The 20,662-nt window shown below is 36.7% G+C and carries 23 protein-coding genes; 13 read left to right on the top strand and 10 right to left on the bottom strand.

The features are described from left to right. Positions 1-38 precede the first annotated feature (38 nt). The 10 genes from CNQ82_RS12705 (at position 39) to CNQ82_RS12660 (ending at position 9,383) form a co-directional block, all read left to right on the top strand. The gene (locus CNQ82_RS12705; protein ID WP_164711977.1) at positions 39-566 is read left to right on the top strand and encodes a YwhD family protein; all 528 of its coding nucleotides are present in this window, start codon (positions 39-41) and stop codon (positions 564-566) included. Between the two features lie 165 nt (positions 567-731). Continuing rightward, positions 732-1,925 (top strand): amidohydrolase, encoded by a 1,194-nt coding sequence (locus CNQ82_RS12700; RefSeq protein ID WP_123145555.1) that lies wholly within the window; start codon positions 732-734, stop codon positions 1,923-1,925. Positions 1,926-2,071: 146 nt separating this feature from the next. Continuing rightward, entirely contained in the window at positions 2,072-2,485 is a 414-nt protein-coding gene (locus CNQ82_RS12695) for a YwiB family protein (RefSeq protein WP_095106757.1), read from the top strand. A gap of 3 nt (positions 2,486-2,488) precedes the next feature. Continuing rightward, positions 2,489-4,153, top strand: a complete 1,665-nt coding sequence (gene argS / locus CNQ82_RS12690) for an arginine--tRNA ligase (RefSeq protein WP_095106756.1) — start codon at positions 2,489-2,491, stop codon at positions 4,151-4,153. 248 nt (positions 4,154-4,401) lie between these two features. Then, positions 4,402-5,304 (top strand): ABC transporter substrate-binding protein, encoded by a 903-nt coding sequence (locus CNQ82_RS12685; protein WP_123145554.1) that lies wholly within the window; start codon positions 4,402-4,404, stop codon positions 5,302-5,304. A 5-nt stretch (positions 5,305-5,309) separates the two neighbouring features. After that, entirely contained in the window at positions 5,310-6,248 is a 939-nt protein-coding gene (locus tag CNQ82_RS12680) for a FecCD family ABC transporter permease (RefSeq protein ID WP_123145553.1), read from the top strand. 78 nt (positions 6,249-6,326) lie between these two features. Continuing rightward, the gene (locus CNQ82_RS12675; RefSeq protein ID WP_095106752.1) at positions 6,327-7,070 is read left to right on the top strand and encodes an HAD family hydrolase; all 744 of its coding nucleotides are present in this window, start codon (positions 6,327-6,329) and stop codon (positions 7,068-7,070) included. Next, on the top strand, positions 7,045-7,875 hold the full coding sequence (locus CNQ82_RS12670; RefSeq protein WP_123145552.1) for an alpha/beta fold hydrolase: 831 nt from the start codon (positions 7,045-7,047) through the stop codon (positions 7,873-7,875). The genes CNQ82_RS12675 and CNQ82_RS12670 overlap by 26 nt, the downstream gene beginning before the upstream one ends. 165 nt (positions 7,876-8,040) lie before the next feature. Continuing rightward, the gene (locus CNQ82_RS12665; protein ID WP_123145551.1) at positions 8,041-8,547 is read left to right on the top strand and encodes an SA0570 family protein; all 507 of its coding nucleotides are present in this window, start codon (positions 8,041-8,043) and stop codon (positions 8,545-8,547) included. Between the two features lie 122 nt (positions 8,548-8,669). Beyond that, complete coding sequence (locus CNQ82_RS12660; protein ID WP_123145550.1) at positions 8,670-9,383, top strand: hypothetical protein; 714 nt, start codon at positions 8,670-8,672, stop codon at positions 9,381-9,383. 126 nt (positions 9,384-9,509) lie between these two features. Here CNQ82_RS12660 and sarA read toward each other — a convergent pair whose 3' ends face one another. The 3 genes from sarA to CNQ82_RS12645 all read right to left on the bottom strand — a co-directional run bounded on the left by sarA (position 9,510) and on the right by CNQ82_RS12645 (position 12,191). Then, positions 9,510-9,884 (bottom strand): global transcriptional regulator SarA, encoded by a 375-nt coding sequence (gene sarA / locus CNQ82_RS12655; protein WP_095106746.1) that lies wholly within the window; start codon positions 9,882-9,884, stop codon positions 9,510-9,512. 325 nt (positions 9,885-10,209) lie between these two features. Continuing rightward, the gene (locus CNQ82_RS12650) at positions 10,210-11,124 is read right to left on the bottom strand and encodes an efflux RND transporter periplasmic adaptor subunit (protein WP_123145549.1); all 915 of its coding nucleotides are present in this window, start codon (positions 11,122-11,124) and stop codon (positions 10,210-10,212) included. 134 nt (positions 11,125-11,258) lie between these two features. Then, the gene (locus CNQ82_RS12645) at positions 11,259-12,191 is read right to left on the bottom strand and encodes a DMT family transporter (RefSeq protein ID WP_123145548.1); all 933 of its coding nucleotides are present in this window, start codon (positions 12,189-12,191) and stop codon (positions 11,259-11,261) included. A 247-nt stretch (positions 12,192-12,438) separates the two neighbouring features. Here CNQ82_RS12645 and CNQ82_RS12640 point away from each other — a divergent pair, with 247 nt between their 5' ends. Beyond that, on the top strand, positions 12,439-12,672 hold the full coding sequence (locus CNQ82_RS12640) for a hypothetical protein (RefSeq protein ID WP_123145547.1): 234 nt from the start codon (positions 12,439-12,441) through the stop codon (positions 12,670-12,672). A gap of 42 nt (positions 12,673-12,714) precedes the next feature. On the opposite strand, the gene CNQ82_RS12635 is transcribed toward CNQ82_RS12640, so the two are convergent. After that, positions 12,715-12,927 carry a DUF2922 domain-containing protein gene (locus CNQ82_RS12635; protein WP_123145546.1) on the bottom strand — a complete coding sequence of 71 codons (213 nt, stop codon included), beginning with the start codon at positions 12,925-12,927 and terminating at the stop codon, positions 12,715-12,717. Positions 12,928-12,940: 13 nt separating this feature from the next. Continuing rightward, a complete protein-coding gene (locus CNQ82_RS12630; RefSeq protein ID WP_095106738.1) occupies positions 12,941-13,144 on the bottom strand; it encodes a DUF1659 domain-containing protein in 204 nt (67 codons plus the stop codon). Positions 13,145-13,521: 377 nt separating this feature from the next. Between CNQ82_RS12630 and CNQ82_RS12625 the strand changes: the two genes are divergently transcribed. Further along, positions 13,522-15,558: a cation:proton antiporter gene (locus CNQ82_RS12625; protein WP_123145545.1), complete on the top strand. Its 2,037-nt coding sequence runs from the start codon at positions 13,522-13,524 to the stop codon at positions 15,556-15,558. 259 nt (positions 15,559-15,817) lie between these two features. On the opposite strand, the gene mntC is transcribed toward CNQ82_RS12625, so the two are convergent. From mntC to CNQ82_RS12610, 3 genes are read right to left on the bottom strand one after another with little or no spacing between them, the layout of a single operon-like run. Next, positions 15,818-16,747, bottom strand: coding sequence for a manganese ABC transporter substrate-binding lipoprotein MntC (mntC, locus tag CNQ82_RS12620; RefSeq protein ID WP_123145544.1), 930 nt, complete (start codon positions 16,745-16,747; stop codon positions 15,818-15,820). Further along, positions 16,744-17,580 carry a metal ABC transporter permease gene (locus tag CNQ82_RS12615; protein WP_123145543.1) on the bottom strand — a complete coding sequence of 279 codons (837 nt, stop codon included), beginning with the start codon at positions 17,578-17,580 and terminating at the stop codon, positions 16,744-16,746. The genes mntC and CNQ82_RS12615 overlap by 4 nt, the downstream gene beginning before the upstream one ends. Next, positions 17,573-18,328: a metal ABC transporter ATP-binding protein gene (locus CNQ82_RS12610; RefSeq protein WP_123145542.1), complete on the bottom strand. Its 756-nt coding sequence runs from the start codon at positions 18,326-18,328 to the stop codon at positions 17,573-17,575. Before CNQ82_RS12610 ends, CNQ82_RS12615 begins: the two co-directional genes overlap by 8 nt. 127 nt (positions 18,329-18,455) lie before the next feature. Here CNQ82_RS12610 and CNQ82_RS12605 point away from each other — a divergent pair, with 127 nt between their 5' ends. Then, positions 18,456-19,112 carry a metal-dependent transcriptional regulator gene (locus tag CNQ82_RS12605; protein ID WP_095106730.1) on the top strand — a complete coding sequence of 219 codons (657 nt, stop codon included), beginning with the start codon at positions 18,456-18,458 and terminating at the stop codon, positions 19,110-19,112. A gap of 232 nt (positions 19,113-19,344) precedes the next feature. On the opposite strand, the gene CNQ82_RS12600 is transcribed toward CNQ82_RS12605, so the two are convergent. Together CNQ82_RS12600 and CNQ82_RS12595 are read right to left on the bottom strand one after the other, a co-directional pair. Continuing rightward, a complete protein-coding gene (locus CNQ82_RS12600) occupies positions 19,345-19,833 on the bottom strand; it encodes a GNAT family N-acetyltransferase (protein ID WP_123145541.1) in 489 nt (162 codons plus the stop codon). A gap of 12 nt (positions 19,834-19,845) precedes the next feature. Next, positions 19,846-20,598 carry a M50 family metallopeptidase gene (locus CNQ82_RS12595; RefSeq protein WP_123145540.1) on the bottom strand — a complete coding sequence of 251 codons (753 nt, stop codon included), beginning with the start codon at positions 20,596-20,598 and terminating at the stop codon, positions 19,846-19,848. Between the last annotated feature and the right edge of the window lie 64 nt (positions 20,599-20,662).

The raw sequence follows: 20,662 nt of genomic DNA, 5'->3' as shown, positions 1-20,662 counted from the left end.
TACTTCAGATGATACAGTAAAATAGCATTGAAAAACTATTGGAGGTGAGACTTTTGTCAGAGAATAAAGGTTTTAAATTCAACATTATTAAAAATGATCCGCTTGACGGGCATAAAGGTACAAATATCGGGTCCATCAGTTTAGATAACGTTGCACCCGTGTTTATAGACTTGCAATCTAAAGAAGCATTTATCGATATCGGTGCGATGCATGCACGTGCGGATGTTGAAAAAGGCGTAAAATGGATTACCGATAAAGAAACGGTAGAAGGTCCAGAAGCTAAAGAATATTGGTTGTGCTGGGTCACTACAGAACGTGGCGAACATGGTGCTTATTACGCAGGTTTAACTGCATGTTATTTAATGGTGAATAAGAAGATTCGCCGCGGTTATAAGAGCATGCCGGAACACGTGAATATGATGGATAAATCCATGAAACATAAAGTAGTCATTGATCATATCGGTAATGAAAATATTGATATTATCCGTGAATTCTTGAAAAATCATGACATTGACATGTGGAATAATTCTAGTGATGAATTAAAAGAAGCATTGCACGATAAATAAAGTGTTAAGATAAATCTCTCGGCAAAATTTGCTGGGAGATTTTCATTTTCCCCATATTTCGTTCGAATATGTTACAGTAAGAGTATTAATTATCAGAATAATTTTAATTATTAAACTTTTAAGTAGCCAGAACAGTATTTATTTTTTTCCAAAGGAGTGGGTAAGATGAGTTCAGAATTAATTCGCAGACTCAAAGAGAAAGAAGAGAAAATGGTGGAGATGCGCAGATATTTACATGCGCATCCTGAATTATCTTTCAAAGAGGTAGAAACACCGAAATATATTGCGGATTTCTATAAAGGAAAGGACTGTAAGGTAGAAACGAATGTCGGCGATAATGGGGTTAAAGTAACAATCGACAGTGGTAAGCCAGGGAAAACCATCGCAATTCGTGCTGACTTTGATGCATTGCCGATTGAAGAAGCTACCGGGCTGCCATTTGCGTCTGAGAATCCAGGCGTTATGCATGCGTGCGGCCACGATGCACATACAGCTTATATGCTGACTTTAGCAGATACATTAATCGATATGAAAGATCAATTTAAAGGCAAAGTCGTCGTAATTCATCAGCCGGCTGAAGAAATGCCTCCAGGCGGTGCACTCGGAATGATTCGTGACGGTGTCTTAGAAGGTGTAGACCATGTCTTAGGCGTTCACGTGATGAGTAATGGCGAACGTGGCACAATTTACTATCGAGAAGGCTACGTACAAACAGGGCGCGCCATTTTCAAATTGACGATTCACGGTCAAGGAGGACACGGCTCTTCACCGCATGCAGCTAATGACGCTATAGTAGCAGGTGCTAATTTCGTAACGACTGTTCAAACTGTGGTTTCTCGTCGTTTAAGTCCCTTCGAAACAGGCGTAGTCTCAATCGGTTCATTTGATGCCAAAGGACAATTTAATGTCATCAAAGATAAAGTTGAAATTGAAGGGGACGTCCGCGGCCTCAATGATGAAACTAAACACAGAATCGCTGCTGAATTGGAACGCATTGTAGACGGCCTTGAACATACCTTCGGCGTGACATGCGATTACGAATTTATAGACGACTATCCAGCACTTTATAACGACCCAGACTTCACAGAATACGTGGCAGATACATTGAAACATGCTGAACACGACGCTATTCAAAAGGTTGAACGTTGTGCACCATGGCCACCATCCGAAGATTTCGCTTATTATGCTAAAGAACTGCCAAGCGCCTTTATTTTTGCTGGGGCAGAGCCGGAAGAAGGAGAAGCCTACCCGCATCATCATCCAAAATTCAACATCAGCGAAACGTCCATGATGAGTGCGGCCGAAGCGGTCGGAACCGTCGTACTAGATTACTTGAATCAAGATACTGAGGGAAAATAAAACCTGGGAGAGCAGCTAGCTGAAAGAGAGTGCTTCTTCACTTAAAAACAAGGCATGCAGTGTGAATTTCATCACTGTATGCCTTGTATTTGTATGATATAATGATGTGTATTAATTCAAAATGAAGAATAGGGTGAGTGCATCAATTGGACCAGAATATCCAGATCCAAACATTGCAATTAATCAAACGCGATGGAGAAACCGATGAGTTTGAATACGAAACAAATGGCACTTGGCAAGAAAAGCGTCAAGTTGAATATATTCGTTATGATGAACAAATTGAAGATATTTCGATTCATGTCACATTGAAAATACAAGATAGCGAAGTTAAATTGATGCGTAGTGGAGAGATTAAGCAAAATCTGCATTTTGTTGAAGGCAAAGACACCGTTTCTTTGTATGAAATACCCGCAGGCAAAATTCCATTAACCGTCCGTACTTTAAGTATCAATCATTTTATACAGCCAGAAGCATCAAAGCTTAAAATTCGTTATGAACTTTTTCAAGAAGAAGAAAAAATGGGCACCTACCTTTATCAAATTACCTATAAGGAGCTGTAATGAGTGAATATTATAGATCAAGTCAAACAAACATTAATTGAAGAAATCACAGCAAGTGTTAAAGCCGCTGAACTTGCAGAAGAAGTTCCTGAAGTCAAAGTGGAAATTCCGAAAGACCCTAAGAATGGGGATTACTCAACTAACATTGCGATGGTACTTACTAAAATTGCAAAACGCAACCCACGCGAAATTGCACAAGCTATCGTAGATCATTTAGATAAATCTAAAGCAAATGTAGAGAAAATTGAAATTGCAGGCCCTGGCTTCATCAATTTCTATCTTAATAATCAATATTTAACTGCGATTATTCCTGAAGCTTTAGAAAAAGATAAAGATTTCGGACGCAATGAAGATCCGAAACATCAAAAAGTATTAGTGGAGTATGTTTCAGCCAATCCAACTGGCGACTTGCATATTGGTCATGCGCGTAATGCAGCTGTCGGTGATACATTAAGCAATATTTTAGATGCTGCAGGTTATGATGTGACACGTGAGTATTACATTAATGATGCAGGTAATCAAATCACAAATTTAGCACATTCAATTGAAGCACGTTACGACCAAGCAATGGGTAAAGAGGCAGAACTTCCAGCTGACGGTTACCACGGTAAAGACATCGTGAATATCGGTAAAGACTTAGCTGAAAAACGTCCTGAATTGAAAGACTTGCCTGAAGATGAACGTTTGAAAGTCTTCCGTCAATTAGGTGTCGATTACGAAATGGAAAAATTGAAAAAAGACCTTGCTGATTTCAATACGCACTTTGACGGCTGGTTCAGTGAAACAACTTTATACGATAAAGGTGAAATTAAAAAAGTCTTAAAATTGATGGAAGAAAACGGCTACACTTATGAAGCGGACGGTGCCACTTGGTTGCGTACTTCTGACTTTAATGATGACAAAGACCGTGTCATTATTAAAAAAGACGGTTCATACACATACTTCTTGCCAGATGTGGCTTATCATTATGACAAATTCCATCGTGACGGCGGACAAGATATCTTAATCAACTTATTTGGTGCGGATCATCATGGATATATCAATCGTTTGAAAGCATCTGTTGAAACTTACGGTATTGATGCAGACCGTTTAGAAATTCAAATTATGCAAATGGTACGTTTGATGCAAGATGGCGAAGAAGTGAAAATGAGTAAACGTACAGGTAATGCCATTACTTTACGTGAAATCATGGATGAAGTCGGTATTGATGCAGCACGTTACTTCTTAACAATGCGCAGTCCGGATACACACTTTGATTTCGATATGGAATTAGCTAAAGAAAATTCAGCTGAAAACCCAGTGTATTATGCACAATATGCACATGCGCGTATTTCTTCAATTTTAAAACAAGCAGGCGAACGCGGTATTACACCATCTGAAAATGCAGATTTCAGTGTAATTACGAATGATAAAGCTATTGATTTATTGAAAAAAGTAGCTGAGTTCGAACCGATGATTGAAAGCGCGGCAGAACATCGTGCACCGCATCGTGTGACAAACTATATTCAAGAATTAGCTGCTGCTTTCCATAAATTCTATAACGCTGACAAAGTATTAACTGATGACGATAAGAAAACACAAGCGTATGTTTCTATGGTTGCAGCTGTACAAATTACTTTGCGCAATGCATTGGCTTTAGTCGGAGTATCTGCGCCACATACAATGTAAGATTATTTTAAACAACTTGCTAAGTTTAGCTATGAAGAAATCTATGATGATAGATTTCTTTGTAGCTATTTTTTTATATTTTTGCGATTGAATAGCAGTTGTTTGAATTAATGTTGGATAAGAGGAGGAGTAGAACATTAATTTGCCTTCCACTCTTCAAGGTTTTCTTTTCCCAAAGTTCCTATTTCAACTTCCTCCAAATATGCTAAAATGAGATTTACAAAACAATAAAATAGTAGGAGAAGTCAATGAAACAAAAATTATGGGTTTTCTTAATCGTCATTATCTTAATTGCTGCAGGATGTTCCTCGCCAACGAAAACAGATAAGAAGGACAATCAGGACAAAGCTGAGAATGCTCAAAAGTCTAAGGCTAAGTATCATCGTATTATCTCACTGATGCCGAGTAATACAGAAATTTTGTATCAGCTTGGGCTCGGCGATGATATTGTGGGTGTTTCTACGGTGGATGATTATCCGAAAGATGTGAAACATAAGCAGAAGTTTGATGCGATGAAATTGAATAAAGAACAACTTTTGAAAGCGAAACCGGATTTGATTGTCGCACATGAATCGCAAAAGGGTATGGATGGAAAAGTGCTGCAATCTTTGAAAGATAAAGGTGTAAAAGTCATCTATGTCAAAGATGCTAAGAATTTAAATGAAATTTATGATACCTTTAAGCAGATTGGAAAGGTGACAGGACGCGAATCTCAAGCGGACACATTAGTTTATGATACGAAACATCGTGTAGAAGCTGTGTTGAAAGAAGTACCAAAGCATGAGAAGAAACCGACTGTCTTTTTAGAAGTCTCTCATGAACCAGAAATTTATACAGCAGGTAAAAATACGTTCTTCAACTATATGTTAGAGGAACTGCATGCTGAAAATAGTTTCAAAGATGTAGAGGGATGGAAGAAGGTCAGCAAAGAAAGTATTATTAAACATCATCCGGATATCTTGGTTACTACAGAGGGGATTTCACGTTCAGATTATTTGAAAGTTATCCGTAAACGCGGTGGTTTTGAAAATTTAGAGGCAGTGAAGAAAGGAAGAATTGAAGCGGTAGATGGTGATAAAATTTCTCGTCCTGGTCCGCGTATTGATCAAGGACTAGCAGAGTTGCGAGATGCGATTTACCGTAATGAATAAATGATATGAAACAGACAAAAATCATTGTAAGTTGGTCTATTGTACTGATTGCGAGTATCGCGCTAAGTCTATTCTGGCATCTTGGCAGTTGGTCGAACCCTTTAAACAATAGTATTTTATTCGAAGTGCGGATGCCTAGAATGTCAGAAGCTTTATTGGCAGGCATCGGGCTTTCAATTGCAGGACAAATGTTTCAGACCGTATTGAATAATCCGCTTGCAGACAGCTTAACGCTTGGCCTTGCGAGCGGTTCTGTCTTAGGTGCGGGGATGGCTGTGTTCATCGGATTATCTAGTCTATTCATTCCGCTTGCTTCTATGGTAGCAAGCATTGTCACTTTAGTAATTGTGTTGGTGTTGACTTCCGTCATGTCCAAAGGCTATCCGATGCGTGCATTGATTTTATCAGGCATTATGATTGGGGCGCTTTTCAATGCCTTTCTTTATTTATTAATCTTATTAGACGAACGCCGACTAAAGAATATCGTAATGTATATGTTCGGAGGATTTTCTGCGGCGGAAATGCGTGAAGTCGCAGTCATTACTCCTGTATTAGTAGTCTGTCTCGTTTTGCTGATACTTTTGCTGCCTCAAATTAAATTATTGCAAGTCGGAACTTTAAAAGCACAATCGCTAAGTATTAATGTTCCAGTATTGATGTATAGTGTGTTAGCGATTGCTTCCATCATGACAGCAGTCATCATCTCTTATACGGGAATTATCGGTTTTATAGGAATGATTGTCCCGCAATTGATACGCCGAACATATAGGGTGAAACTTGGTGGACAGATGTTGTTAAATGGTATGATTGGAGGCGCAGTAATGGTCTTGGCGGATAGTTTAGGTGCGCAACTCATTGCACCGACTGAAATCCCTGCTAGTATTATTCTCGCATTGTTAGGCATACCTGTATTAGGGTATTTAATAGCGACACAACCGCGTTAGACGGTTTAATCTTTTGAAAAAGAGAGAAATGAAAAGATTAAAGCATGCTCATGCACGCATTTATAGGAGAGAGAAGCTATGAGTTTAGAAGGAATTAAAGCAGTTGTATTTGATTTAGAAGGTACTTTGCTAGATCGTAAAAAGTCGAGAGATAAATTTATTGAAGAACAATATGAGCGTTTCCATGATTATTTAGTTCATGTTCAAGCGCAAGATTATAAGAAACAATTTATTGAACTGGATGATGATGAAGATCATGATAAACCTGAACTATATAAAGCAATTATTAAGCGTTTCCATATCGATCGTTTAACTTGGAAAGACTTATTTGCGGATTTTGAAATGCACTTTTACCGCTATGTATTTCCATATCATGACACGCAGTATACGCTTGAACGGTTGGTGAAGCGGGGTTACTTAATCGGCGTGATTGCAAATGGCAAATCACGTATTAAACAATATCGTTTAGACAGCTTAGGCATCTTGTCCTATATTAACTTTTTATCTACATCAGAGATGGTAGGTTTCAGAAAGCCGCATCCGAAAATATTTGAAGATATTATTGATCAACTGGGTGTGAAAGCTGAAGAAGTCATGTATGTCGGTGATGATGCTTTGAATGATGTTGCCCCTGCCAGAGCAATGGGAATGGTAAGTGTATGGTTCAATCATGAAGATGAAGAAGTAGAACTTGCACCTGAAGAACATGAAATGGATTACGAAATTGCGACACTTGAAGAATTGTTAGAATTACTGCCAGATGAAGCACCAAATCCTGAGGAGAGTGAAGAAGCAGATGGAACTATTTACGACGAAAGATAATACAGCTATTAATTATGAGACAAAGGGAAGCGGCCAACCGCTTGTTATGATACATTCTGCGTTTGAGAATTATTCAATTTTTAACCAGATTGCAGACAAATTAGCGCATTCTTATCAAATTGTGTTGATTGATTTACGTGGCCATGGTTTTTCTGATAAACCAATGGAAATCAATTTCGAAACGTATGCTTCAGATATTAAAGAATTATTGGATTACTTATATATCCGCCATGCGTTCTTTGTCGGCCAAGAACTAGGAGCTTCTATTGCAGTCGATTTTGCAGTGAAGCACCCAAGTTATACAGATGCTTTAATATTAATTAATCCTACGACTGTGCAAAAAGAATTGCCTTCAGAACGCCTTTTCAAAAAATATGCTGATAAAATCAGAACGTGGGAAGAAGATAAGCAAGAGAAATTCTTAGATAAACATACTTATGGTTCTATGAAAAAAATTAAAAAGTTCTCTAAAAATGTTTCGGACACGACGGGTCTGATGACGGAATACGAAAAAAGAGCAGTTGCGAAATCATTCACTAGAGATACTATCGCTATGGAATTGAATGAAGTTAAAGCCTCGACATTAATCATTGCAGGCAAATATGACGAACGTTCTACTTCAGAAGATATTGAAACATTTTTACATGATATTCCAGATGCCCAATTAGAAACCTTTAAACGCTCTGGCTTATATCCGATGGCGGAAGAAATGAGAGAATTCTTAGAAGTTACGACTGCCTTTTTCAATGTTCAAGCAGTATTGGATGATGAACAAAAACGCTTGCAGACGTCTCATAAAGAATAATATTCATTTGCCTAACTATCTAAATATTAAAGAAATGACACAAAATTGAAAAATATTACAAAAAGTTACAACTCCAGACTGATTACTGTAATACGATTTCAGGGTATAGTAAAATTAAGTAAAGCACAAGATACAGAAATATAGATGACAAAGGAGTTAGTGCTTATGAAAAAAATATTATCAGCAGCGATTGTTTCTGCAACAGTTCTAACAGGGCTAGGTATTAACCAAGCAGACGCAGCATCTGGCAATACGATTCAAAGCGTTCAACAAATCCACCAAGGCGATCAATCATTAGAAGGTGTTAAATTAGGTCAGAATATCCAAGATATTTTAAAAACACAAAAACCTTCTGGGTATTCCTATAAACCTGATAATACTGAACACTATTACGAGTTCAAGACTTCTAAAGGTTTGATGATTGTAACTGCTCAAGGTAAAAAAGACCAAGGTACAGTGAAACGTATTTCTATGGAATACAACAAACCTAATGGTCCGACACTTAACCAAGTACGTCACCAGTTAGGCAATACGGTTAAATGGAGTTACCATTATGACGATAGAACAGGTAACTTCGGTTATGTGAAAGATGGAAAAACAACTTATCAATTCGGAACCGAATCTCCTAAAGATAGAAACTTGAAACTTTACCGCATTGATATTGAAAAATAGGAAATAAGATTTTTAAAGCTGTTGACTAGAGTAAAGTCGGCAGCTTTTTCGATTTTCAAAGTAGAAATATTGTCCGCGAAATGATAAATTGATAGAGATAGCAAATTAAAAGGAGAGTCCTCATGCGACCGAATGATAAAATTTTATTGGAAAACATAGGTGATTATTTTAATTATAAAGGCCTTTCTCCTAATATGATCGATGATATTAAAGAAAGTTTAAGAGAAGATTTGCATAAGTCAGAAGCACAAGATGAAGATTATATCGAATATCGCCGCAAAGCGCCAGCAGAAGTGATTTTAACGATACAACGAAATTTGTTCGGCCTGCAGCTGAACCCGATTTTATTTTTCATCGTGAACTTTCTCTTGATTTCCTATTTATATGATAAACAGTTTGTGCCATTTCAAGCGGCGACTGGATTATCTCTGATTTATTGTCTTTTAGTATTGCCAGCGACCGTCTTGCTTTACTTCCGAATTGTAAAAAAGAATTATTTGTACAGTAACCGAATCGATGTCTTGATGGGATTTGTGATTATTATCATTGCAGCATTACTTGTCGGACTGCATGCCTTCAATATAGATCTTGGTGTATTTGTGGTTACTAAATATGCGCATATGTTTGTTTTCTTTGCAGGTATAGCGATTAGTATTGCAGGGTTATACTTCAAACGCTTAGAGTTTACAGGCATAGGATTATTGCTGACGCAAAAAACTATTGATGCAGTGGTTGTGAATCCAAATGCTGCACAATTTGGTACAGTTATTATCTGGATATTAATTTTAGCTGTGATTATTTATTATTCTATCCGGTTATCAACCCGGGAGAAATAAAAGAAGAAAAAAGGAGCCGAAGTCCATATATACAATGGATTTCGGCTCCCTTTTCTCTCTAAAAATACAGAATTAAATAAAGGAATTGAAACATGATTCCTGACTCAATTCCTTTGTTTAATACAATTAGAATTTAATTTCTTTATTAGCTTTTACAATACGTTCGTCAATTCGACCTAATAATTCGTTGATTTTTTCGCGTTGTTTACTATTAACTAAAATTAATACTGTTCTTTCATCTTGTTCATTACGTTTTTTATCGAAGTAATCTTCTTGTGAAAGGTTTTTAACAGCTTTAACTACTTGAGGTTGTTTGTAGTTTAAGTGATTGATAATATCCTTAAGGTAATATTCGCTATCATCAGATTGACTGATAAAAGTTAACACAGCAAATTCTTCGAAGCTGATTGAAAACTCTTTCTTGATGATACTTTTCATTTTATCTGCATAAGTGACCATAGCTAGCAAGTCAGATGAATTTTTAATTTTAGAAACGGCCATTTGTAGTCCTCCCTTATAACATTCCCAAATTTATTAATAACGCTCGTAAATAAGCACTTATTAACACTAATAACTATAATCGAGGCTTGAACAGACTATTAAAATATTCAAGTCTCTATTATTTATTTAATTATAACTAAATAAAAATGAAATGTAAACAAAAAACATTATAAATGTGTAGTTCTTTCATAAAGATGATACTTTTAAAAAGTTACCATTTTACTCGATTAACTTATTGAACATCATTTGAATTAAGAGAAATTAAATAAATAGATATTGATTTTTGCTTGTAAACGTATTTACATAGAGTAATTATATAAAATACTTAGTTAAACGTGAAGTTTTTTGGTTGGGCAATAACTTTTTCCCCTGATAATAATCCTTCACTAATAATAACCATACCCGATTTTTCATAGCATTTAATAATTCTTTTAACAATTTTCTCATCTTTTTTAATTAATACTGAGTTTTTATCATATAACACTTCTTTTGGTAAAGTAATTAAGTGGGTAGGAAGAGAAATATTAAAATGAGTTCCTATGGGATAGGTAGAATCGGGAGAAATAGCAACTGTATATTCCGCCGGTTTGCTTGTCGTTGAAGCAGAGGATGGGAATTGATCCAGTTTAATTATTCTTCCTTTAAAAGGTTTTCCGAATTGAGGTTGGATTTCTATTTCTTGGTTATTTTTTAATTGACGACGTTGATTTTCATCGACGATGGATTTAATAATTCTTTTAGTGCTGTAAATTTTAGCAAAAGCTTCTTTATCTTTTGAAGGATAAGGTTCTAAGATATACAAAGTACCTTCGAGGATACTGTGTTCTTGAGTGCGGAGCAAGGATTGATTAAGATAAAATTGTTCTTCTAAAAAGGTATGAAGCACAGTGCGGTTTGATTTCTTATCAAGCGCTGTGAGCTGCTTACGAAATGTAGTCATTTGGTGCTCAGCTTTCGAATTATAATATTCCAGCACGGGTGTGTCTTTCTTAACTTTCTTGCCAGATTGAATGAACCAATCATGAATCTTTCCGTATTCTGAATGATAAAGAAAAGTTTGCGTATATTCTGCTTCTTGCACGCCTTTAAAAGTAAGTGGACGATTGTAAGCAGCAGTGTACGTTTTAAGATGTTGTTTTGCCTGGAGATGTTGATGTCGGAAGACGGCATATATTCCGACGGCTATAAGTGTTAATAAGAGGATAGATATTACCACTACCAGCCAGAGGGGGCGTTTCAATTATATATCACCTCATAATATTTTATTTGAATATTATTATACGATAATGATATGGGGTGCGCAACTTTTAAAAGGCACTTTTCTCTCTAATAGATTTCTTTTTCCAAAAAATGAAAAAAGAAAGGAATTGTATCCTAGAATAAACGTAGGATGACAATTCCGATAATAATACAAACCACGCCGATACATTTGCGGATTGAGATGCGATTTCTGGGTGCGCCTAACAGAGCGAAATGATCGATAAGTATGCCCATCAGCATTTGACCGAGCATCGCAATGATAGTAGTGAGTGCGGCGCCTAAATGGGGCATTAAAATGATATTTGCGGTTACGAAGACCACTCCTAATATACCGCCAATAAAATAAAACCATTTTATTTTGCCGAATTCAGGAGAATGTGCACGCATTTTCAATGAACGATTCATGATCAAAGTGATAATAAGTAAAGTGACTGTTCCTACAAAGAATGAAATGAAGGAAGCAAGAAATGGACTTTGCACAGTTTGTCCTAATTGACTGTTAATGGCAGTTTGGATAGGGGGTGCGAATCCAAAGGCGAATCCGATGGCTAGCCATACTGTCAGTGCTAAAGGATTATTTTGCGTTTCAGTGGCACCACTTTGTTTGGAGTAGTTCATAATAAAGATTCCAAAGAACAATAGCAGAATGCCGCACAGTTTCAAGAAAGTAAAAGGTTGCGCTTCTGCACCGAACCAACCGAAAGTATCAATTAAGACACCCATTACAATCTGGCCTGCAATAGTGATAATTACTGTTAAGGAAGCACCGAGTCTTGGGAATAAAATTAAATTTCCTGTTAAGAAAATAACTCCTAAAATTCCGCCCGCAATCCAAGTATAATTAAAATCAAAATGATAGTAATTAGCGTTAAAAACGCCAGGATTAACGATTAAATTAACGATAATTAAAAAGAGTGACCCTACAGCAAAGGAAATAGTAGACGCATAAAATGATGATTTGGTATATTCGATTAATCGAGAATTAATAGAGGTTTGGATGGGTACCATCGTTCCAGCTATTAATCCCAAAAGTAGTAAAAAGACCATCTCAACCCTCCTTGTAAATCATTAAATAGTGTCACAACTTTAACACAATTAGAGAGACTTAACAATAACAAGATGATAGGTGTTAACGATAATGATGGATGAATTTTATTAATTTCTCCCATTTCTACTACTTTTTTTATTTGATAATTGTAAAAAATGTGGATTTTTACAATACATCAATATATAATTTGGTAAAATAAGAGTAATAAGTTAGGACTGATAATCAAGAGGGAAAAGTGGTGGTTAAATGCATAATATTTCAATTATTCGTGTGCTTGATGAGGATACATTTTTTATCGATGCAGGATTAAATGCTCAAATTCAGAGCCAACAATTTATTGAAGTACTCAATCCCAAACATGCCTATAAAAATTTAGCGCAAGTGATAGATGTGTATGAAGATTATGCGATTTGCAGAAAGCTCGGAGATAAACGTATTTTCTTCGGAGATATTGTTAAACCGAGATTGATAGAAAAATAAAACCGAGCATATTCAAAATTTGAATATACTCGGAAAGTAGTTTTAGAAAATAACGTGTGTGTCTTTTTCAACAATTTGTGCACTTTTAACTGCAACAGGTTTACCAGCTGTTGGATTCAACGCGTTAGTTTCTAATAACGTGTTCATAGCATTACGCGCATTTTCCTCAGTGACTCCCGCTTTCAAATCAGGAATCTGCAATTTTACAGGTTTGTTAGCTGCATTCAGAAAAATGAGTTCTAAAGTTTTAGACATATTTTCTTCCTCCTTATAAAGTTTCTACTGTAGTAACTTCGACATTGATGTACGTTTCACCAGTCAATTTTTCAATTACATTTTTAAATGTTTGTAATCCTTGAGTAGAGATTTCTGGGTTTAAACGTGAAAACTTACGACGTTTTTGTACAACTTTGTCATTCTCACCAATTTCTTCGTGAATCAATGTGATGGCAACATCTTTAATTTTTTTCATCTGCTTCACCTCCTTGCTCACTCTATATATCGTTTTCTCTGAGAAAAAAGCACACCCTTTGTTAAAAAAATCTTAATAATTTTTTTCTGCTGTAATAATCAGTAGATAGAACGGGTAAAAATGTAATAGCATAACTCTATTTATATAGCCTCAGATAGAGTACTCAACTTTCGGCTTCCTGCTTTTTTAAGCTGTATTATTTTTTATATTTCAGATTACATTTGAACCATCAACACGCAGTTCTATATCCTCTGAAGTTATATAAATAGATTTTGTGCAATTCAATATTGTATGATTGTAAATAGACGTTAGAAATTGGGTGCGGTTCAATTTTTAACCTCCACTTCATATGAATGAACATAGAAAGAGGTGACAATTTGGAGATAGTTGAAAGCATGCTGATATTTTTAGCAGCAGTAATCATAAGTTCATTAATCCATTCACTATTTCTCCCTAAAGTGCCTTTAGCATTTATCCAAATTTTTTTAGGGGCTTTATTATTTTTAACACCTATCCCTGTCAGTTTTGATTTTGATACAGAAGTATTTATGGTCGCTTTAATCGCGCCGTTATTATTTGTAGAAGGTGTCCAAGTTTCGCGTGTCAGTCTACGGCGTTATATTAAGCCGGTTATGCTGATGGCGCTCGGATTAGTATTTACTACGGTCATCGGTGTAGGTTTCTTCATTCACTGGGTTTGGCCGAATTTACCTATGCCGGCAGGATTTGCCCTCGCAGCTATCCTTTGTCCGACAGATGCGGTAGCCGTTTCTGCGATTACTAAAGGAAAAGTATTGCCGAAAGGTTCTATGACCATTTTGGAAGGAGAATCTTTACTGAATGATGCAGCAGGTATCATTTCTTTCAAAATTGCTGTAACTGCATTAATTACAGGTACTTTCTCAGTCACACATGCTGTAGGAGAGTTCTTGATTGCCGCAATTGGCGGTTTGATTGTAGGTATGATTATCGGTGTAGTATTGGTAAGATTGCGCGTTACACTTTCTAGACGTGGTGTAGAGAGCAATAACATGTTTATCTTTATTCAATTGCTGACACCATTTGTAACTTATCTGATTGCAGAGGTATTTCATGCCTCAGGGATTATTGCGGCTGTTGTAGCTGGATTGGTACACGGTTTTGAACGGGATCGTATTACACACGTCAGTACGCAACTGCAATTAAGTTACACACAAACATGGAACGTCTTGAGTTATGCGTTAAACGGATTTGTGTTTGTTATTTTAGGTTATATGGTTCCTGAAGTCGTCGTCAATATTATTAAGACAGAACCGCAAAATCTTGTGTTCTTATTGACAACGACGGGCATTGTAGCACTTGCGGTATATGTCTTCCGCTTCGTATGGGTCTATGTCCTCTATCCTTACTTTTACTTGCCGGTCAGTCCCTTTGAAAGAGCGATGAATGAAGAAGGTTTACCGCCTACTAAGAAACCGAAACGCAGCAAGTATGCTTTGATAATGACCTTATGCGGTGTGCACGGTACCATTTCACTGGCTATCGCCTTAACCTTACCGTTCGTTCTTGGAGAAAATAAATCGTTCATTTATCGTAATGATTTACTATTTATTTCTTCAGGAATGGTTATTTTAAGTTTAGTAGTGGCTCAAGTATTCTTACCTCTTGTTACACCAGCTATGAAAAAGGTAAAACTAGAAGGCATGTCCTTCAAACAAACACGTGTGTATATATTAGAACATGTGATTGAATACTTAAGACAACATGCGACACCAGAAACATCGTTTAAATACGGTAATGTCATTAAGGATTATCATGATCGTATTGCGTTCCTGAAAGTATTAGACGATGATGATGAAGACTCTAAAGAATTAGAACGCTTGCAAGGTATTGCCTTTGATACAGAGACGAAAACCTTAGATAATCTAGCAAAAGAAGGACGTATCTCTCAAAGTGATTTCGATAACTACATGCGTTACGCTGAACGTACACAAGTATATCGTCAAGCTTCCTTATTGAGACGTATTTGGATGCGTATCAAAACAGGTTTATTAAGACGTCGTGTGCGTGTGCAGACGAATGCAGCTTCTTCACTGGATATTAGAGAAAACTTAAAAGAAATCTCTAAAATCATGCGTATTGTGCATTATAATGTCGTAAAAAGATTGTCGAAAGAAGCGACACCAGACAATCGTTTAGAAATCGGCACTATTTGCGATAGTTATCTGTTGCGTACGGATAATCTTACGCCTGCTAATTTCTTTGGATCTAAGCATCACGATTCTCTATCCAAAATTAAATTGAATGCTTTACGTGAACAACGCCATATCTTAAATGATTTAGTTGAAGAAGGGGAAGTCAGTGAAAAGACAGCCTTGAAAGTAAGAGAAGCAATCAACTATGATGAAATGGCTTTAGTAGATCGTTTAACATAACAATATAACTGCGGATTTCTGTTCGAACAGCAGAATTCCGCAGTTTTTTATGCAAAAAAAGAGCCAGACTTGGAGGAGACTGGCTCTTCGAAAAGCGATGTCATCGCAGCACCGCTTTTCTATAGAAGTAATGTGGTCTCTAGGGAGGATTGTGACCACGCTTATTTATTTATGTTTAGGGTTTAGGATAGATTATTTATGGATGGCGGAATTCGTAAACGAATTAGGAGGTAATCCGCCAATATAAAGGATAATGTGCTTATTTCATGCTGTTATGGACAGTTTCAATATTAGATTCCATCATTTTATAATAGGAATCGCCCTTACTGCCTTTTTTGCCAATAGAATCTGTAAATACTTCGCCTGAAATCGGTACGTCTGTTTCTTCACTCAAGCTTTCCATACTTTTATGATCGACACTTGTTTCGACTAATAGATTTTTTAAATGATGGTCTTTCACAAATTTGATGGCTTGTTTCATTTGTTCAGGTGTACCTTGTTTTTCAGTGTTAATTTCCCAAATATAGCCGGGTGTAATGCCATATTGTTTGGAGAAGTATTTAAAAGCGCCTTCGCTTGTAATCATTGCACGTTGATTTTTAGGAATGTCATCGAATTTGTCGTGACTGTCTTTATTTAATTTTTCAAGTTGTTTGAGATAGCCATCACCTCGTTTTTGGAAATCATCTTTGTGTGCTTTGTCATGTTGAATCACAGCTTGCTGGATCGTTTTGACATATTTGATGCCGTTTTCTAAACTTAGCCATGCGTGCGGATCTTGTTTAGAATCATCTCCTTTTGCACCGTTTAAATAAATTGGTTTGACGTCTTTAGAAACGCGTACGACACTCTTATCTTTTGTGTTTTTGCCAGCTTGTTCTAAAGCTTTGTCGAACCAGCCATTACCGGTTTCGAGATTCAATCCGTTATATAAAATAATGTCAGCGTCTGTTATAGCTTTGATATCTTTCGGTTTGACTTCATATTCATGCGGGTCCTGACCGACTGGAACAATACTATGGATTTCTGCTTGTTTGCCAGTTATATGTTGCGTCATATCTGCAAGAATAGAATTCGTTGTGACAATTTTTAGTTTTTCATCGGAAGAATGCGAATTCGAACCGCTTCCTCCGCCACACGCAGCTAAAAATAGTAAAACTGCAATTAATAAAGGTACTAACTTTTTCATGATGCAACTCCTTTTTTATTTTGTTGAATGATTTTTGAATAGATAAATGTACCTATATAAATCGCGAATGCACACAAGACAATCGTTGCACCGCTGGGAATGTTATAAATATAACTGAAATACATGCCGACGATTGCACTGACTACACTGATCAGACTGGCAACAACCATCATCGACCAGAGTTTCTTAGTGATTAAGAAAGCAGTTGAAGCGGGTGTAATCAGCAATGCAACGACCAAGATGATACCAACAGTTTGGATGCTTGCTACAGTTACGAGTGACAGTAGCAGCATTACAAAGTAATGTATAAATGTTGTATTTAAACCGCTCATTCTACTAAAGGTCGGATCAAAAGTAGAAATCATTAAAGGGCGGTAGAAAATGATGATAAGCAAGAGCACTATCGAGCTGACAATAATAGTTGACCAATATGCAGTTTTAGTAATCGCTAGCAAATTACCAAAAAGAATATGATACAAATCAGTCGTACTATTAATTAAGCTGATAATAATGACTCCGACTGCTAAAAATGCTGTAAAACTAATACCTATGGCGGCATCTTGCTTGGTTTTGCTTTTATCAGAAATAAATCCGATAAACAAACTTGCAAGCATTCCTGTGACAAGAGCTCCGACAAACATCGGAATTTTGAAAAGAAATGATAATGCAACGCCTGGCAGTACAGCATGGCTCATCGCATCACCCATGAGTGACAATCCTCTTAAAACAATCAGACTGCCGACCGTCCCGCAAACAATTCCTACAAAAATAGAGATAATGAGTGCGCGGCTTAAAAATTGGTATTCAAATATGTGTTGAAAAAAATCAAGCATTCTTTATTCTCACTTTCTCATTATGTGAAGTTATCGTACTGGGCGTACTGTGATTCATATAAGTTTCATTTAAACGTTCTGCTGTAATTGCTTCTTTACTAGGTCCGAAATAACGTAAGGTCCGATTAAGCAAGAGGATACGATCAAAATACTCTGCGGCTTTCGATAAATCATGATGCACAATTAAAATTAATTTACCTTGTGCCTTCAACTGCTGTAATTTATCCATAATCAACTGTTCACTTGTGAAATCAATTCCCACAAAAGGTTCATCCAGTAAATAAAGGACACTCTCAGTCATCAATGCGCGCGCTACTAGGACACGCTGTAGTTGGCCACCGCTGAGTTCTGCAATTTGGCGTTTCCGCAATGCAGTTAACTGCATATCTTCGAGCAAATCGTTCAGTCGCATTTTAATGCGGTGGCTCGGCTTCTTAAACCAACCGATTTCTTTAAATGCACCAGAAAGTACAACTGATTCCACACTAATGGGAAAGTCTAAATCTAAATGCGTTTTTTGAGGTATGTATGTAATCTTATTTAATTGCGATAGAATCGGCCTGTCATTCAGTTGTTTTATACCTTCAGCTTTGAATTCGCCGATGAGTGACTTAATTAAAGAAGATTTACCAGCGCCATTAGGTCCCATTATTCCAATTAATTCTCCTTGAATCGGCAACTGTAAATTTATATCTTGCAAAATATGTTTATGTCCTAAAAATAAATTCAAGTTTTCAACTTTCAGCATTCTATAACACCTCCTAACTAAATTTTTAGGTTAACCTAATTTATTTCATCATAAGACATGAAATTTAGCGTGTCAAGTATTTTCGTGATACAATAAAGTGAATCTGGATGGAAGGATCGGTGACAGGATGTTAACGGAAGAAAAGGAAGATTATCTGAAAGCGATTTTGAATAATGGCGGCGCAACTTCATTCGTTACAAATAAAAAACTCTCTCAATATTTGAATATTAAACCACCATCCGTAAGTGAAATGGTTAACCGTTTGGAAAAAGCGGGTTATGTTACAACGAAGCCTTATAAAGGTGTGAAATTATCAGAGGAAGGTTTTAATCATACGTTGGAAATAATTAAACGCCATCGTTTATTAGAACTTTTTTTAATAGAGATTTTAAAATATACATGGGAAGAAGTACATCAGGAAGCGGAAGTCTTGGAACATCGTGTTTCTGATTTGTTTGTAGAACGCCTGGATGAACTGTTGAATTATCCAACTACCTGTCCGCATGGCGGCGTGATTCCGCGCGATGGAAAGTTTGAAGAAATTTATAATGACTCATTAAAAGATTTTAAAGAGGGGGATCATCTGATAATCCGCAGAGTAAGAGATCGTACTAAATTGTTAGTTTATTTATCTAGCAAAGCGATTTCTATCGGAGATGAAATCACAGTTGAATCACAAGATGATACTAATAGAGTAATTGCGATTCGCAAAGGAGAAGATCCTTTAATCATCTTGAGTTATGAAAATGCGGCTCATATTTTTGGTGAAAAAATGGATGCTTAAATAAAAAATTATAGTAGAGGCGGGGCATAATTGTTCTGAACTCATGAAAAAAGGACACATATTTAACGTCAAATAATAGAATATAATGTAGTAAGGGCTGAGACTTCTATTGAGGTCTCAGCCCTTCGCTATTTGGGGGGTTATAAAATCTGATTGAGGCCAGTTTAGGGGCGAATAGGAAATACAGGCTGCGACAAATGAATGTCCCAGCCCGTATGCTCCAGTTTTGGCTTTAAATTTGTTTGCCCCATATATTTAAATCGAGACGTTTTTCATCAATATGCGCAATTTGCGGTAGTTCTCCCCAAAGAGAATAGCCCTGTTTTTCAAAAAGTTTATTACAAGGGATATTTTGAGCAAATACATAGCCGGTAAGATAGTGGATATTAAGTGAGGCAGCTTCTTGTTCCAAAAGTTTCATCACTTTGGTGCCGTATCCTTTGCCTCTTGTCTCAGCATCTAAATAAATACTGAGTTCTGCTGTCTCGTCATAGGCAGGGCGCCCATAAAAATGATTTAAACTTGCATAACCGATTGCTTGCTGCTCATTAAAGATAGTATATAACGGTCTCGAAGTATCATGCTGAGAGAAAATAGAAGCCATTTGTGCTTCAGTAATCTCTTCAATATCCGCTGTAACATTGCGCATGCGAATAGCCTGATTATAGACCTTCGTAAAAAGGGGCAAATCTTCTTTCTCAGCAATTTTTAATAGAACCATAACAGTCATCTCCTAACCTTGGAAGAGTAAGTATTTTACGACAGCATAAACAATGTAAAAGTTGAAAGCAATCCACAGTGTCGAAAAGACGACGACTGGAATGTGTGTTAAATTCCGTAAAGCGGAGCCGTCCCATTCAATCGGATATTGAGTGAAAGTCAGACGAACTATAGTCCAAGTTGACTGCAAGAGCTCGCCGAATAAGACGCCTAGAATAAAATGATACACAATAGAGAGAATGAGTATCATGGTGTCTGGTTGATTATTTTGGATAAGCAAATAAATCATGATTCCGAGCAAAAGCGCGATTAAAATCGGAATACCTTTGCGTGATGTAATACAGACAAAATAAATAAAAATCACTAAATAACTTAACACGAAAAGTGCAGGATAGTGATAATAAGCACTGAAAATACCGATTGCCAGCATCAATGGTGGCATCACATAGCCGCCTAAAGTTGTAATTATCATAGTAGAACGGCGCGAAGCACGTGTAATCGCAAACCCTTGTTGAGAAGTTGCCATGCGTTCTCTCGGAGAAGTCACGATGACTAAATCTTCTGTGCGTCCACCACTGATTTTATTGAAAACAATATGACCAAACTCGTGTGTCAGTACTGGAATATAATTTAGAAAAATATCCAGAAAGGCGAGAGCGGGACGATTACGATAGTGATGCACTGCTAAATAGAGAACGGCGATGATGACAACCAGATAAAGGTGCAGTGTCATCGAAGTACTGATGATTTCTGTAAATAATTGCATAGCAGATACCTCTGAATAGGATTAAGAATTAATATTTATTATAAAGGAAAATGGTGGAGGTATG

The organism is Staphylococcus debuckii (assembly GCF_003718735.1).
GTDB lineage: Bacteria > Bacillota > Bacilli > Staphylococcales > Staphylococcaceae > Staphylococcus > Staphylococcus debuckii.
Note: the sequence above shows the minus strand (reverse complement) of the source record. Positions and strands in the feature narration are given on the sequence as shown.

Coding starts and splice junctions, on each gene's coding strand:
- CNQ82_RS12665 (WP_123145551.1), top strand. CDS start 8,041: ATGAAAAAAATATTATCAGCAGCGATTGTTTCTGCAACAGTTCTAACA.
- CNQ82_RS12670 (WP_123145552.1), top strand. CDS start 7,045: ATGGAACTATTTACGACGAAAGATAATACAGCTATTAATTATGAGACA.
- CNQ82_RS12640 (WP_123145547.1), top strand. CDS start 12,439: ATGCATAATATTTCAATTATTCGTGTGCTTGATGAGGATACATTTTTT.
- CNQ82_RS12660 (WP_123145550.1), top strand. CDS start 8,670: ATGCGACCGAATGATAAAATTTTATTGGAAAACATAGGTGATTATTTT.
- CNQ82_RS12595 (WP_123145540.1), bottom strand. CDS start 20,598: ATGCAATTATTTACAGAAATCATCAGTACTTCGATGACACTGCACCTT.
- sarA (WP_095106746.1), bottom strand. CDS start 9,884: ATGGCCGTTTCTAAAATTAAAAATTCATCTGACTTGCTAGCTATGGTC.
- CNQ82_RS12685 (WP_123145554.1), top strand. CDS start 4,402: ATGAAACAAAAATTATGGGTTTTCTTAATCGTCATTATCTTAATTGCT.
- CNQ82_RS12680 (WP_123145553.1), top strand. CDS start 5,310: ATGAAACAGACAAAAATCATTGTAAGTTGGTCTATTGTACTGATTGCG.
- CNQ82_RS12635 (WP_123145546.1), bottom strand. CDS start 12,927: ATGTCTAAAACTTTAGAACTCATTTTTCTGAATGCAGCTAACAAACCT.
- CNQ82_RS12675 (WP_095106752.1), top strand. CDS start 6,327: ATGAGTTTAGAAGGAATTAAAGCAGTTGTATTTGATTTAGAAGGTACT.
- mntC (WP_123145544.1), bottom strand. CDS start 16,747: ATGAAAAAGTTAGTACCTTTATTAATTGCAGTTTTACTATTTTTAGCT.
- CNQ82_RS12700 (WP_123145555.1), top strand. CDS start 732: ATGAGTTCAGAATTAATTCGCAGACTCAAAGAGAAAGAAGAGAAAATG.
- CNQ82_RS12600 (WP_123145541.1), bottom strand. CDS start 19,833: ATGGTTCTATTAAAAATTGCTGAGAAAGAAGATTTGCCCCTTTTTACG.
- CNQ82_RS12615 (WP_123145543.1), bottom strand. CDS start 17,580: ATGCTTGATTTTTTTCAACACATATTTGAATACCAATTTTTAAGCCGC.
- CNQ82_RS12605 (WP_095106730.1), top strand. CDS start 18,456: ATGTTAACGGAAGAAAAGGAAGATTATCTGAAAGCGATTTTGAATAAT.
- CNQ82_RS12610 (WP_123145542.1), bottom strand. CDS start 18,328: ATGCTGAAAGTTGAAAACTTGAATTTATTTTTAGGACATAAACATATT.
- CNQ82_RS12645 (WP_123145548.1), bottom strand. CDS start 12,191: ATGGTCTTTTTACTACTTTTGGGATTAATAGCTGGAACGATGGTACCC.
- CNQ82_RS12630 (WP_095106738.1), bottom strand. CDS start 13,144: ATGAAAAAAATTAAAGATGTTGCCATCACATTGATTCACGAAGAAATT.